At 54.0% G+C, this 13,264-nt stretch carries 12 protein-coding genes; 5 read left to right on the top strand and 7 right to left on the bottom strand.

From position 1 onward, the window contains the following. Window positions 1-2: 2 nt before the first annotated feature. Together OEL57_RS00145 and OEL57_RS00140 are read right to left on the bottom strand one after the other, a co-directional pair. Window positions 3-929, bottom strand: a complete 927-nt coding sequence (locus OEL57_RS00145; RefSeq protein WP_300735691.1) for a diguanylate cyclase — start codon at window positions 927-929, stop codon at window positions 3-5. Then, window positions 926-4,318: an ATP-binding protein gene (locus OEL57_RS00140; RefSeq protein WP_300735690.1), complete on the bottom strand. Its 3,393-nt coding sequence runs from the start codon at window positions 4,316-4,318 to the stop codon at window positions 926-928. The genes OEL57_RS00145 and OEL57_RS00140 overlap by 4 nt, the downstream gene beginning before the upstream one ends. A gap of 116 nt (window positions 4,319-4,434) precedes the next feature. On the opposite strand from OEL57_RS00140, the gene OEL57_RS00135 reads away from it, so the two are divergent. Next, a complete protein-coding gene (locus OEL57_RS00135) occupies window positions 4,435-5,052 on the top strand; it encodes an NUDIX hydrolase (protein WP_300735689.1) in 618 nt (205 codons plus the stop codon). Window positions 5,053-5,057: 5 nt separating this feature from the next. Here OEL57_RS00135 and plsY read toward each other — a convergent pair whose 3' ends face one another. From plsY to OEL57_RS00120, 3 genes are read right to left on the bottom strand one after another with little or no spacing between them, the layout of a single operon-like run. Continuing rightward, complete coding sequence (gene plsY, locus OEL57_RS00130; protein WP_300735688.1) at window positions 5,058-5,642, bottom strand: glycerol-3-phosphate 1-O-acyltransferase PlsY; 585 nt, start codon at window positions 5,640-5,642, stop codon at window positions 5,058-5,060. Continuing rightward, window positions 5,639-6,382, bottom strand: coding sequence for an outer membrane protein assembly factor BamD (locus tag OEL57_RS00125; RefSeq protein ID WP_300735687.1), 744 nt, complete (start codon window positions 6,380-6,382; stop codon window positions 5,639-5,641). Before OEL57_RS00125 ends, plsY begins: the two co-directional genes overlap by 4 nt. A 25-nt stretch (window positions 6,383-6,407) precedes the next feature. After that, complete coding sequence (locus OEL57_RS00120; RefSeq protein ID WP_300735686.1) at window positions 6,408-7,736, bottom strand: enoyl ACP reductase FabMG family protein; 1,329 nt, start codon at window positions 7,734-7,736, stop codon at window positions 6,408-6,410. Window positions 7,737-7,875: 139 nt separating this feature from the next. On the opposite strand from OEL57_RS00120, the gene hypE reads away from it, so the two are divergent. The 4 genes from hypE (at window position 7,876) to OEL57_RS00100 (ending at window position 10,911) form a co-directional block, all read left to right on the top strand. After that, window positions 7,876-8,886, top strand: a complete 1,011-nt coding sequence (gene hypE, locus OEL57_RS00115) for a hydrogenase expression/formation protein HypE (protein ID WP_300735685.1) — start codon at window positions 7,876-7,878, stop codon at window positions 8,884-8,886. 146 nt (window positions 8,887-9,032) lie between these two features. Next, window positions 9,033-9,521: a Cys-tRNA(Pro) deacylase gene (ybaK, locus tag OEL57_RS00110; protein WP_300735684.1), complete on the top strand. Its 489-nt coding sequence runs from the start codon at window positions 9,033-9,035 to the stop codon at window positions 9,519-9,521. A 16-nt stretch (window positions 9,522-9,537) separates the two neighbouring features. Continuing rightward, window positions 9,538-10,437 carry an ATP-binding protein gene (locus OEL57_RS00105; protein WP_300735683.1) on the top strand — a complete coding sequence of 300 codons (900 nt, stop codon included), beginning with the start codon at window positions 9,538-9,540 and terminating at the stop codon, window positions 10,435-10,437. A gap of 21 nt (window positions 10,438-10,458) precedes the next feature. Then, entirely contained in the window at window positions 10,459-10,911 is a 453-nt protein-coding gene (locus OEL57_RS00100) for an N-acetyltransferase (RefSeq protein ID WP_300735682.1), read from the top strand. On the opposite strand, the gene OEL57_RS00095 is transcribed toward OEL57_RS00100, so the two are convergent. Beyond that, window positions 10,906-12,450 carry a sensor histidine kinase gene (locus tag OEL57_RS00095; protein ID WP_300735681.1) on the bottom strand — a complete coding sequence of 515 codons (1,545 nt, stop codon included), beginning with the start codon at window positions 12,448-12,450 and terminating at the stop codon, window positions 10,906-10,908. The two genes, OEL57_RS00100 and OEL57_RS00095, sit on opposite strands and share 6 nt — an antisense overlap. Next, window positions 12,447-13,187: a substrate-binding periplasmic protein gene (locus OEL57_RS00090; RefSeq protein WP_300735680.1), complete on the bottom strand. Its 741-nt coding sequence runs from the start codon at window positions 13,185-13,187 to the stop codon at window positions 12,447-12,449. The genes OEL57_RS00095 and OEL57_RS00090 overlap by 4 nt, the downstream gene beginning before the upstream one ends. Window positions 13,188-13,264: the final 77 nt, after the last annotated feature.

The following is a 13,264-nucleotide window of genomic DNA, read 5'->3' as shown; positions in this document are numbered from 1 at the left end:
GGTCAGTTGGAAAGTAACGGAGCGGTTACGATTCTGTTGCGCCCCTCCAGCTTAGCCTGATACAGGGCGCTGTCCGCTCCCTGCAACAGCCAGGAATGCTCGTGCTCCCGGTCGGCAATTGTGGTGGCAACGCCGATGCTTGCGGTAACGGTCTTTCCCAGGGGGGAGGCCGGATGGGGAATGGCAAGCCGCGCTATCTCTTCAAGTATTTCGCTGGCAACAATCTGTGCGCCGATCTGATCTGTTTCCGGTAAAACAGCTAAAAATTCTTCGCCACCATAGCGACCAACAAAATCTGCAGCTCTGCCAAGCGGTACCTTGAGTGATTGGGCGACTGCCCTCAGGCAATCGTCACCGGCAAGGTGACCGCAACTGTCATTGTAGGCCTTGAAATGATCAATATCCATCATCAACAGTGAAAGCGGCCTTAGCGAGCGGGTTCCGCGCCGCCATTCACGCTCCAGTGCTTCATCTAAAGCCCTCCGGTTGGGGATTCCGGTAAGTCCGTCAAGATGGGAAAGCCGGGCCAGCATATCACGTTGGCGTTTCAGCTCAATCTGGTTGCGAATCCGCAACCTGACAATGGTTGGGTTGAACGGTTTGGTAATGTAATCAACAGCACCCAGTTCCAGGCCGATCGCCTCGTCTTCCTGCTGATTCATGGCGGTAATGAAGATAATCGGTACATTTCGCAGGATAGGGTCGGTCTTTAGGGTGCGGCAGACTTCGTACCCATCCATGTCCGGCATGATCACATCCAGCAGGATCAGGTCTGGTACAGACTCTGAAGCAATCCGCAGTGCATCACGACCATTGGTGGCAAAGAAGAGGTGGTAGCCGTCTTTTAAGGTCTCATTCAACATCTGAATGTTGGTCGGGGCATCATCAACCAGCAGGATCATCAACTTGCCGTCATGTTCCGGTGTCACAGGCTCTCCTCGTTGCTGCCGTTTTTTCCGGCCAGGGTGTGCAGTAACATCAATGCTTGCTGATAGTCAAGCCGTTGTACAGCGTCACTCAGTGCTGTCAGCAGGGGACGATCTTCCTCCGTAGGGAGCAGTTCCTGCAGCTGGCTTAAGGGGGTGGCTACATCCAGAGAATGAAGCTCAAACAGATGTTGCAGTTCGCCGAGCAGTGCGGCAATTTCAGCTGGAGAGCCGTTGCCTGAACCTGATGATGATTTTGAAGGTTCGGCAAGTAGTGCTGCTGTAGCACAGATTTCAGCAAGGGCCGCTTCAAACAGGGGGAGCAACGCTTCTGCGGCTTTATGGTCCTGCTTTTTCAGAGCAGACTCAAGGTTGCCAGCGGCGATATGGAGACGGTCAGCTGCCAGATTGCCAGCAACTCCTTTCAGTCCATGCACTAACCGGGCAGCAGAGGCCGGATCATTGTCTGCCATCAGGTGACGGACTTCGCCAGGTATCTGATGGTGTTCCTGAGCAAACAGCCGGATCAGCTGCCCCAGTAGTCGTTTGTTGCCGTTTACCCGTGTCAGTGCTGTTTCCTGGTTGATGCCCGGTAGTTGCTCCGGTAGCTGATCGGACAAGCCGTCAGCTGCTTCATGTGTCAACTCATCCGCCGACGTTGTTTCTGGCGTCCGATCAGTCAGGCGGGCCAGTAGTTCATACAACTTTTCAACAACTATCGGCTTGGGCAGGTGCTCATTCATGCCTGAGGAAAGGCAGCGTTCCCGCTCTTCGTTCAAGGCGTGGGCTGTCATGGCAACAATCGGCAGACGGTTGCGGCTGTAGCGTTGGCGAATCTCGCGCGTGGCCTCATAGCCGTCCATGATCGGCATCTGGATATCCATCAAAATCAGGTCAATACTGTCACCGTGGTCCTGCATGAAGGCTACGGCCTCACGACCGTTATCAACGGTTTCAACAGTAACTCCGACAGCTTCAAGGATTTCACGGGCGATCTGACGGTTGATCGGGTGGTCTTCCACCACCAGCAGGTGTAAGCCATTCAGCGTCAGGTAGCGTTGTATAAGGGCATTCCGGCCTGCCTTGATGCCTCTACGGGTTGCTACCGACGTGCTGATGCCAAACAGTGCGTTGAAGCTGAAGCAACTGCCTTCCCCGGGAGTGCTGGTAACCTGCATTTCTCCGCCCATCATTTCCACCAGATGACGACAGATGGTCAGACCCAGTCCGGTGCCACCATGGGTACGGGTGGTGGAGGTGTCTCCCTGGGAAAACGGCTTGAACAGGCGGGCCAGAGTCTGCTCATCCATGCCGGAGCCGGTATCTGTAATACGGAAATTAAGCGCCAGTTGCTCTGGATCAGTCTGTGCTGTCCCCCGGCTGATCTGCAGGGTTATGGTCCCACTCTCAGTAAACTTAACGGCATTGCCCAGCAGATTGACCAACACCTGTTCCAGGCGTAACGGGTCTCCAATCAGAGAGTCGGGGATGTCAGAAGCCACCTGTTGCTCAAGTGCGACCCCTTTCTCTCTGGCCTTGAGTGCAAGCAGGCCGATGGAGCGGGCCACAACACCTTCCAGAGAGAATCCGGTTTTTTCCATTTGTAGTTTGCCGGACTCAATCCGTGAAACGTCAAGGATGTCGTTGATGATTCCCAACAGCGATTGGGCTGAGTTGCTAACGGTATCAAGGTATTCCCGCTGCTTGTGACTCAGGTCAGTCTGCAAAGCCAGATGTATCAGCCCCAGAATGGCGTTCATGGGGGTGCGGATTTCGTGGCTCATATTTGCCAGAAATTCGCTTTTGGAACGACTTGCACCTTCTGCTGCATCACGGGCCTGGGTCAGTTGATCATTCAGACGAGCCAGCTCTGCAGTCCGTTCGGTAACCCGTTGTTCAAGCTTTTCGTTGTTACTTTGCAACAGCTGGTTGGCCTTTTGAAGATCTCCTGCAATGCGCCGCTGTTCAGTCACGTCCAGGGTAAGGATTGAGACTGATGCAACGCTACCATCCAGTCTGCTGACCGGGTTCAGGTGATGTTCAAACTGCCAGAGGTCGCGGGTATCGCTAAACACCAGCGGCATGCCGGTTGTGAATACCTCCTCTATTTTACTGCGCCGCTCCTGTGCCACCTCTGGGCTGAACAGTTCACCCAGGGTGCTATCAATGATCTGATGGAGCTCTTTGCCGATACGGCGGGCAAAGGTGGTGTTGGCAATCAGTATGGTTCCGGTACGGTCCACCAGATAGAGTGATTCCGGGTTGCCGTCCACCAACGAACGGAGCGTGCGTTGGCTTTGTTCCAGGGCCTGCTCAGCCGTGTGCTGTTTCGTAATATCACTGCCAATGCTGGTAACGCCGGAAATACCGCCCAGGCTGTCATGGGTCAGGGTGTTGTTCCAGGCCACCATCCGTAGCGCACCGGATTTGGTCAGGATTGTATTCTGGAAGTGGTGGACAATCTCACCCTTGGTGACCATCTGGTTAAAGATCTGTTTGACCGGCTCCGGTTCCGGTATAAAGAGATCAAACCAGTTTTTGCCGATCAGTTCGTGACGTCTGTAGCCGGTGACCCGCAGCAGGTAGTCATTGCAGTAACTGATGGTGCCGTTTGTCTCAAGGCAGACGGTGATCATATGCAGGTTGTCAAAGACATCCTTCAGACGCGATTCACTTTCCCTGGCTGTGGTTTCCGCCCGTTGGCGTGATTCAGCCATTTTGTTAAAGGCTGTTGCCAGACGCCCCAGCTCACTTGATGATTGACAGGTGAGGCGATGGGACAGCTCGCCACGGGTAAGCGCTGCTACAGCATCTTTCAGCTGTGCCAATGGACGTGCCAGGGTTCGATACAGTAGTAGTGATAGCAGTAACGGCCAAGCCGCTGCTACCAGTAGCGCTATCTGATTCAGCGTGCTGATCTGTCTGGTGCGGATTTGCAGGTTGTTGGTGTAGTGGCTGTGTAGCTGTGCAATACGAGGGATAAATAGCTTGATTTCCTGGGCCAGCAATGCAGCGCCACGGCTGGACAAGCTGCTGTTGCCCCGTGTGATCTGATCAAGCTGTTTTGATAATTTTAGTGGTCCTTCATTTAACTGTTCAATCAATTGCAGCTCATCAGTAGTGAAGAAAAAAGGTCTCAGGCCAACGGTCAGGCTGCTGATTCGATTACGGGCGGCCTGCAGGTGATACTTGGCTGTATTTCCCGAGCCAGGGAGTGGTTCCTGGAGAAAATGCATAAAATCATTAAGTTCAGTGGCAAGAGGGGTGGTCTGTGCTGAGGCTTGTGCCGTGAGTGCGGTGACGCGCTGCAGATATATGATTCCCCCCACTGCGGTCAGGCCGCACAACAGAGGTACCAGCACCAACATAATGAGCTGTGTGCGGATGGTCATGACCGCTCACTTTCAGTGGAGTTGACAGATGATGCAGTATACCGTGTTTATTTGGAATATCAAGGGAGTGTCAGTGAATCTTGCACAGGATGTGTGAAGCGTTGTACAGTGTCAGTATGTCCGGTATTACACTATTTGAACTTATTGCCCAGCGGCTTACCTGTGTTGTTGCCACCTCTTGCCCTGCTGATGATCGTAAGCCTGCTGCTGTTGCCCTGATTGTCAGGCAGACAGGTGATCTCAATGAGCTGCTTTTTATTGAGCGGGCTCACCATCCTGATGATCCCTGGTCCGGTAATATCGGCTTTCCAGGAGGTCGTCGGGATCCGGTTGATAAGACTCTGCGGCATACTGCCGAGCGGGAAACCATGGAAGAGGTGGGGATAGATCTCTCTGGAGCCTGCTACCTTGGCAGGTTGTCAGATATTGTGGGAGCGAATCTTCCGGTGCGGGTTTCCTGCTTTGTCTATGGCCTGACAGAGCAGGTTGAGCCACAATTGTCCCACGAAGTACATGATCTCTTCTGGTTTGCTCTGCATGAACTGGCCGCTCCGCAACGCCAGCTTACGGCACAGGTCCGTTTTGGTGGTACGTTGCTGGAAGCACCGGCGATTGATCTGGGGCTGCCGGGCAAGGCAGTGCTGTGGGGGATTACCTACCGGCTGGTGAACCAGTTCAGGGAGGTTATTGAATCAGGCGAAGAACGGAAGCTGCCCTATGAACTGCCTCTGTAGAGCTATCAGGCCTTGAATTTACTTTCCGTTCCCGCAAACAGACGGCTGATATTGGTGTGATGTTTGATGATCACAACGGCTGAGATCAGGGTGGTTGCAATCAGAAGTTCTGTGCTGTGGGGGCGGAAGAAGATGATCAGCGGCATAACCGCAGCAGCTGCGATGGAGCCCAGTGAGATATAGCGCCAGATTGCCACCAGCAGGATAAATACCCCAAGGGCGCCCAACACAGCGAGCGGGGCCAGGGCCAGATAGACCCCCAGAGCGGTGGCAACTCCTTTGCCGCCCTTGAATAAAAGAAAAACTGAGAAAACATGTCCGCAAAATGCGGCAAGACCAATCCAGGCCTGCATCGGTTCAAGCAGTCCCAACTTCCACGCCAAAAGTACTGGCAGCAGCCCCTTCAGGCAGTCACCCACCAGGGTCATGATCCCAACCTTGCGTCCAACGGTACGATAGAGGTTGGTGGCACCGATGTTACCGCTACCTTCGTTGCGGACATCTATCCCGTACAGCTTGCCCAGCAGCAGGCCGGTGGGGATTGATCCCAGCAGGTAGGCGCCGACTATCCAGAGCAGACTGTTGATCACAGTTTGCTGAGCAGAGAACGGGCATCCCCCAGGTATTTACTGGAAGGATATTCACGGATCAGACGGCTGAAAGTGGTCTGCATCTTGTCCAATTGTTTTGTCTCGATGTAGGCCTTACCCAGGTAAAAGAGCGTTTCGTCATTACCGGTATAGTCAGGGAAGTTGGTCAGGGCCCCTTCCAGACGTCCAATGGCTGCCTGATAGTAATCAGTGCGGTAGTAGAATCGTCCGACATAGATCTCATACTGGGCCAGTTTACCACGGCAATCGGTAATTTTTTCCTGCACCTTTGTGACATATTGTGACTTGGGATACTGGCGGACAAAGCTTTCAAACAGGGCCAGCGCGTTCTTGGTGGGGGTCTGATCCGTGTCGATACCGGTGATCAGGTTGTAGCTGGAAAGCCCCTGGCGGTAGAGTGAAAACTGGGCTAGATCATGGGTTGGATGGAGTTTGCGAAAATCTTCGTATGCGGCACCCGCCTCAATAAAGTCATTGTTCAGGAAGTAGGCGTTGGCAATGCCGATTTCTGCCTTGGCAGCCAGTTCCGGCTCAGGAAAGGTTTCCCTTACCTTCTTCCAGCTCTCTACAGCCTGCTCATAGCGGCTTTTTTGGAACGCGGTCTCCCCCTGTTTGTATAGCTCTTCAGGGCTCGGATCTGCCTTGGGGGTGCTGGCGCAGCCCTGTAGCATAAGAATGGTTGCGGCTGCTAACAATAATCCATATTTGAGTCGTTTCATTACCGGTCCTTTAGGCTGCATAAGATTAGTCCAACAGGTCAGCGCCACGCGGGTCGGTAACCAACGAGGCAATGGTGTCATGGTTCAGCCAGACTGCCGCTTCAGTGCCGCTCCAGGAGGTCTGCACCATCAGGCGGCCGGTACAGCGGAATACCAGGCGGGACAGCTCGGCGCAGATCAGCTGTTTCTGGTCGCGGTGCATCTCCATCAGTTTGGCAGAGGTGGCCAGCATCAGCTCCATCTGCTCGCGGGTTGAGTGCTGGGGCCAGCCCTTAAACTCCAGTGCATCATTGATCAGCGGTGCCCCCAGGTAGTCGGCGGCAACGGTCATCAGGCTGTCCAGGCTGCAGTTGTCGGCTAACAGCGCCTTGCAGCGCTCGGTCAGCGGCACTGCTCGCTCTGGAGCCACTTGTTGCAGTGCTGTCAACAGGGGGTAGAGTGATAGTTCAACCCCCAGGAAGAGGGCGCTGGAGTTGGTCAGGATTTCAGGGCAGTTAAATACGGTTGCGTTAATGCCCTGCTTACGGGCTGCAACCGCGTGGTCTTCCAGTCGCATCTTGGCAAAGCCCTGCAGATAGGGGGTATAGGATTGCCACTGGAATTGGCCGTTTACCAGAATACCGGTGCCATGATAGCCGTAAGCGGTACAGGCCACCCGGCTGCCTGCCTGTTCTGCCCGCTTGCGGAGCCCGGCAGATGCGTCGATCAGATATTTGAAGGTATCGGCAGTTACTTCATTGAAGCTGGCATCACAGAGTTGACCGATGGCACTGTTCCAGAACGGCTCAGAGGGCAGATATTTGTCGCCGCTCCCTTTGAAGACCCGGTTTAAGAGTGGCATAAAAAAGCGGGCGCGGGGGATGCCGCCAGCCATGGTGTGGGCCAGGACGATGTTGGCTGAAGCAGGGATCTGCTTCTCCAGCTCTGCCATTACCAGCTGCAGATTGCCACAGAAACGGGCCTTGCCAGCGTCGCAGGCCTGCTCAATAAAGCCTGGTTCAAAGCTGATGCTCTCCCACTCATCCGGTTTGGCTTTTTTTAATCGCTCTGCAATTGATGGAGCGCCGCCCGGAGTCTCCATATCAAAACCGGCTTCAAGCGGAATGTTAATGATTCTGCTGCCCAGCAGTGTTTCCGCCTCTGCAAGCTCTTCAGCGGTCAGCGGGCGCAGGGTGCCGTCACTGTCACGACGACCCACGGTGGTGCCCAGTACGGTCATACCCAGGCGTTTGGCCTCTTCCAGCAGGCCATTGGCATAGCCCCGTCCAAACAGTTCTCCCACCAGTACCAGCACATCGCCCGCTTTATATCCTGCAGCTGCAGGCAAGGTTGTCATAGGACAGTAATCAACCATCATCCATCTCCTTGATACGAATTGAATTTGTCTATTTACCACGAAGCCGGAACTCTTGAAAACAGAAAACGTTCCATCGTGACAAGCAGTGGGATTGGTGCTACCTTTTGGACCTGCTGATATCGGGAGGAGTGGACAGATGGATGATGACCTGATTCTGTTGGGACACGGCAGTGGCGGTACGCTTTCCCATCGCCTGCTGGATGATCTGATTGTTGCTACCCTGTCCGGCCACGGGCCGGGGGAACAGAACGATGCTGCCCTGCTGGTTGCCGGTGATACCCGGCTGGCCTTTACCACGGATGGCTACGTGGTTGATCCGCCGGTCTTTCCCGGTGGCACGATCGGTTCTCTGGCTGTCCATGGCACCGTCAATGATCTGGCCATGATGGGTGCACGCCCGTTGTGGCTTTCCTGCGCCCTGATTATTGAAGAGGGGTTTAGTCGCAGTCAGCTGGCGATTATTCTGAACGATATGCGTCAGGCCGCAGATGGCGCAGGTGTGCGGATCGTGACCGGCGATACCAAGGTGGTGCCCAGAGGTAAGGCAGACCGGATCTTTATCACCACCTCCGGCGTGGGGGTGCTTGAGCATGATCTGGCTATCCATGGAGCTGCTGCCCGTCCCGGTGATGTTATTATCCTTTCCGGCAGCATGGGGGACCATGGCATAGCCGTGATGGCGGCCCGGGAGGGACTGCCGGTTGAAGGTCTTGCCAGCGATTCAGCCCCGCTCTGGGATCTGGTGGAACAGATGCTGGAAGAGGCAGGGGAGGGGATCAGGGTGCTGCGCGACCCAACCCGCGGCGGTGTGGCTACTACCCTGAAGGAAATTGCAGGCCAGTCTGCTGTAACGATACAGCTGGAAGAGGATCAGCTGCCGGTTAGTCCTCAGGTGCGAGGTGTCTGCGGGATTATGGGCTTTGATCCGCTCTATGTTGCCAACGAAGGCAAGCTGCTGGCGATTGTGGCACCGGAATGCGCAGAATCGCTACTGCTGCGGATGCAGCAACATCCTCTGGGGCAGCAGGCTGCCATTATCGGCACGGTTGAGGCGGGAGAGTCGGGGCGGGTACGGATGCGGACAACGGTTGGCGGTATGCGGGTAGTTGAGATGCTGGCGGGTGAGCAACTGCCGCGTATCTGTTGAGCGGGAAAGGCTTTTAACGCAGAGTCGCAGAGCAGCAGGGACGCAGAGAAAGGCAAGCCAATACAGGAAAAAATACATGTGGTTTCCTCTGTATCTCTGCTCCTCATGCCCCTCTGCGTTAAGTTTTTATATGGAGAGTCCAGTTTATGGCCAAGGACAAGACACCAGTTACTCCGGCAGTACGGGCATTGCGGGCGGCCGGAATCAGTTTTAGTGATCACCCGTACAGCTATGAAGAAAAAGGTGGCACCGCGGTTTCGTCCCGGGAATTGGGGGTCGAAGAACATTGTGTGATCAAGACCCTGGTGATGGAGGATGATCGCAAGCAGCCGTTGATTGTGCTGATGCATGGCGATCTGCAGGTGTCCACCAAAGAGCTGGCCCGCTTGATTGGGGCCAGAAGTGTGGAACCGTGCAGACCTGAGGTGGCGCAGAAACATACCGGTTACCTGACCGGCGGTACCTCCCCCTTTGGTACGAAAAAACAGCTGCCGGTCTATGTAGAGGAAACCATTCTGGAGCTGCCACGTATTTACATCAACGGCGGTAAGCGTGGCTTTCTGGTCGGGCTTGCACCGGATGAACTGATGGCACTATTGAAGGCTGTTCCGGTACGGGTTGGCTATGCAAAATAACTGAAGAGGTAAGCCGATGCCTTCATTAACCCTTGATAAAGAGATGGTTGAGCAGCTACGGCGGGTGTTGACTGCAGTGGAGCAGGTGCTGCCCAAGCCGGTACCGACGGTTGACTGGTCTGAGACCCATGCTGCCAACTGGCGTCGTCGTGGCACCGGTGGCTATCTGGACCCGGTGCCGGAGATTGAGGCCTTTCATCTGGATGACCTGCTTGGGATTGATAAACAGAAACAGACGGTTGAGGAAAATACCTGTCAATTTCTGGCTGGCCTGCCAGCCAATAATGCCCTGTTGTGGGGTACCCGTGGAACCGGTAAATCAACACTGGTAAGGGCCTTGCTGCACAGCTATGCCTCCCGGGGGCTGCGGGTGATCCAGGTGGACAAGGATGATCTGGTGCATCTGCCAGCCATTGTGGATGAGATCAAGCGCCAGCCGTACCGTTTTATCCTGTTCTCCGATGATGTCTCTTTTGAAACCGGCGAGTCCAGCTACAAGATGCTGAAAAGCGCACTGGATGGCTCAGTCTATGCCCCGCCTGAAAACGTCTTGATCTATGTTACCTCCAACCGGAGACATCTGCTGCCTGAGTACGAAAGTGACAACCGTGGTGCCATGCTGGTCAATAACGAAATCCACCACGGCGAGACCGTGGAGGAAAAAATATCATTGTCCGGCCGCTTTGGTCTCTGGATCGGCTTTCATCCCTTTAGTCAGGAGCAGTTTCTGGAGGTGGCCCACCAGTGGGTAGAACGGCTCTGCGAGCGAAGCGGCACCAGCCTGCGTTGGAACGAAGAGGCGCGTCAGGCTGCCATCCTCTGGTCCCGCCAGAAGGGGGACAACAGCGGCAGGATTGCCCTGCAGTTTGCTAACCAGTGGGTGGGGAGTACCTTGTTTAAGCAGGGCAAAAAGTAATCAAAACGTAAGGGGGATACCATGCTCCGTAAGGCACAAATAGGCGATGTGAAAGAGATTCAGAAGCTGTTGACCACATACGCAAGCAAGGGGGATATGCTCTCCCGCTCGTTGTCTGAACTGTATGAGTCACTACGCGACTTTTATGTTGAAGTGGCTGATGATGGCAGGATTCTGGGGGCCGCTGCCCTGCATATTGTCTGGGATGATCTGGCTGAAGTCCGTTCAGTGGCGGTGGTGGAGGATGCTGGTCGCAAAGGGGTAGGGACTGCCCTGGTAACTGCTTGTATTGATGAAGCCCGGGAACTGGGGTTGAAGCGGATCTTCTGCTTGACCTACAAACCGGAATTTTTCGGTAAGCTGGGCTTTGTGCTGGTTGACAAGGCAACACTGCCACACAAGGTCTGGGGCGATTGTATCAAGTGTCCTAAATTTCCTGACTGCGATGAGAACGCCATGATTCTGGATCTATAGTACAATCCTGAACTCTGCCCCTTCAGCTGTATTACGCGCCGTCAGGCTGCCGCCCATATTGCGTTCAATCATGGTCTTGGCCATATACAGCCCAATGCCGGTGCCTTGGCTTGGTCCTTTGGTCGTAACATAGGGCTCGAAGATCTGTGGCAGGATCTGCTGCGGAATGCCACCGGCATTATCAGCTACAGTCAGAACAGATCTTCCAGCTTTTTGTGTGATTGCAATGACTATACGAGGTTCCTGCACCTGTTGCTCAAGCAGGGCATCACGGGCATTGTAAAGGATATTCATCAGGCTCTGGGCGTATTCATTGGGGTAGCCTATGGCCTGGACATCAGGCTCTGCGGTCAGGCTGACTATGACCCGTTTATCATCAAGAGCCGACCTGACCAGATTTAACGTCTTTTCTACAACCCCTTGCACGCCAAACGGTTTCTTTTCCCGATCCTTGATGAAGAAGTTTCTGAAGTCATCAATAGTGCCGGACATGTAGAAAAGGATGTCCATCACCGCCTTGATGTCCCGGTCCATCTCTTCTTGCGACAGCTCCCCGGCCTTGTTCAGGTATTGCATGGTCTGAATTGAGACCGCAATGTTATTTAGCGGTTGACGCCACTGATGGGCGATGTTGTTGAGTAGTTCACCCATTGCAGCCAGTTTGCTTTGCTGTAGCAGCAGAGTGTCTTTCCTGCGTAATTCGTCGATGGCGTCGGTAATCCGCTCTTCAAGTGAGCAGTTGATGACATTGAGCTCTTCTTCGGCCTGTTGTCGCTGTGCAATCTCATCTTCCAGCAGTGCTGCCTGTTCATGCAGGGTGTCCTCAATCTGTCTGCGTTCCTTAAGGTGGTCACTGATCTGGGCCTGCATGCTGTTGAGTGAATCCACCAACAGGTCAAGTTCATCTTTGGAACCCTGCATGTTTTTTGGGCTGCGTTCAAGGTTGAGCGGTTCGTGGAGGGTGCTGATGGTGAGAGCAGCCGCATGGCGGGCCATAACAGCCAGGTGGCGCCCGATCAGTTGATAAAACAGAATGAAGATAAAGGCAGAGATACAAAAGATCATCACGAACTGGGTAAAAAGGATGATCAGGACCCGTTCCTTCATTCGCTGGATGATATGGTCGCTACTGGCGGTAATATGCAGGGTGCCGAGCGGTACGGTTTTGTCAAGATGCTGATAGGAAAGCGGTATTTTGTGCGTAATCAGGTGTTTGCTCGTTACCTGTCCAACGGCAAGCTCCGGACCATCCTTGCGCTCAAGACGTAAGGCCTCAATCATCGGCAACGCCAGAATCCCCTTTAGTTGCGCTTCAAGGCCGCGTTCATTAAACAACCAGATGTCGTTGATAAGGCTATGCAGGTGGCTGGTCTCAATGTAGGTCAGTTGTCGGCTGATGCTACGCAGGTCTTTACTATAGTCGATATATAGCTGCAGACAGGTTCCTACCAGTGTCAAGATCGTGCTGAAGATGGCAATGGCGATGATGAACCTGCGTGCAATCCCAAATGATTTTGGTATGATCCTATCAGCAGTCAACGTTTTCTCTGGTGCTTTGCCGGTAGATACGGGGCTAGAGTCTGATTGAAGATGGCATCATAGCTGCCATCCCGCTTCATATCCCGCAGTGCCTTGGCCAGTTCGGGCACCAGTTTTTCATGCTTTTTATTGAGATAGAGGAACATATCTTTAGTGGCCAAAGGTGGTTGGGCAATGGAGAGCTGCGGAAGGTTCAGGGTGTGCATCAGATAGTATCCGCCGTACAGCTCGGCAAAGGCCAGCTCAATTCGGTCAGCTTCCAATACCTTAAACAGGCTGGTCCTGTTTTCCACCACCGTGATCTGACGCACGTCCTTGATTTTGTCTTCGGCGATCAGCCAGCCTCGCACATAGCCCACATGGTACGGTTTGAGGCTTGCCCAGTTTGGCGTCTTCAGATTCTTGTTTTTCGAGAAGATGACGAACTGTACCTCAATGATCGGCTCCGGCACCCGGATCAGGTGAGGAAACTTCTTTTCTGCCCCGGCAATCCGCAGAAAGTTACCATCGTCAAGGCCTTGTTCAACATTACTCAGGGTTCGAGCAGATGCCAGCGGGACTATCTGGACCTCTATCCCCAGCCGTTTACAAGCCTCACGGATCACCTGGTCTGAAAACCCCTTTTGATCTTCAGTTGAAAGCGGAGGCCGGTCTGCGGTTCCCAGAACCAGCGTCTGTCCAGCGTAAAGAGGAGCTGCAAGCAGAAGCATACATACCAGTTGGAGGAGTGTCTTCATTGAGCTATCCTTACATTCTGCATAGCTGGAATTTGCTTGAAGTTTAGCGGCTACCGGCTGTTTGTCAATTGCTATTG

It is taken from the genome of Trichlorobacter sp. (assembly GCF_030247655.1).
In the GTDB taxonomy this organism is placed as follows: Bacteria; Desulfobacterota; Desulfuromonadia; order Geobacterales; family Pseudopelobacteraceae; genus Trichlorobacter.
The sequence above is the reverse complement of the archived record's forward strand: the minus strand, read 5'-3'. Positions and strand labels throughout refer to the sequence as shown.

What these genes read in the sequence shown, in the direction of transcription:
- OEL57_RS00140 (WP_300735690.1), bottom strand. Translation starts at nt 4,318, where the DNA reads ATGACCATCCGCACACAGCTCATTATGTTGGTGCTGGTACCTCTGTTG.
- OEL57_RS00135 (WP_300735689.1), top strand. Translation starts at nt 4,435, where the DNA reads ATGTCCGGTATTACACTATTTGAACTTATTGCCCAGCGGCTTACCTGT.
- OEL57_RS00125 (WP_300735687.1), bottom strand. Translation starts at nt 6,382, where the DNA reads ATGAAACGACTCAAATATGGATTATTGTTAGCAGCCGCAACCATTCTT.
- OEL57_RS00120 (WP_300735686.1), bottom strand. Translation starts at nt 7,736, where the DNA reads ATGGTTGATTACTGTCCTATGACAACCTTGCCTGCAGCTGCAGGATAT.
- hypE (WP_300735685.1), top strand. Translation starts at nt 7,876, where the DNA reads ATGGATGATGACCTGATTCTGTTGGGACACGGCAGTGGCGGTACGCTT.
- ybaK (WP_300735684.1), top strand. Translation starts at nt 9,033, where the DNA reads ATGGCCAAGGACAAGACACCAGTTACTCCGGCAGTACGGGCATTGCGG.
- OEL57_RS00105 (WP_300735683.1), top strand. Translation starts at nt 9,538, where the DNA reads ATGCCTTCATTAACCCTTGATAAAGAGATGGTTGAGCAGCTACGGCGG.
- OEL57_RS00100 (WP_300735682.1), top strand. Translation starts at nt 10,459, where the DNA reads ATGCTCCGTAAGGCACAAATAGGCGATGTGAAAGAGATTCAGAAGCTG.
- OEL57_RS00090 (WP_300735680.1), bottom strand. Translation starts at nt 13,187, where the DNA reads ATGAAGACACTCCTCCAACTGGTATGTATGCTTCTGCTTGCAGCTCCT.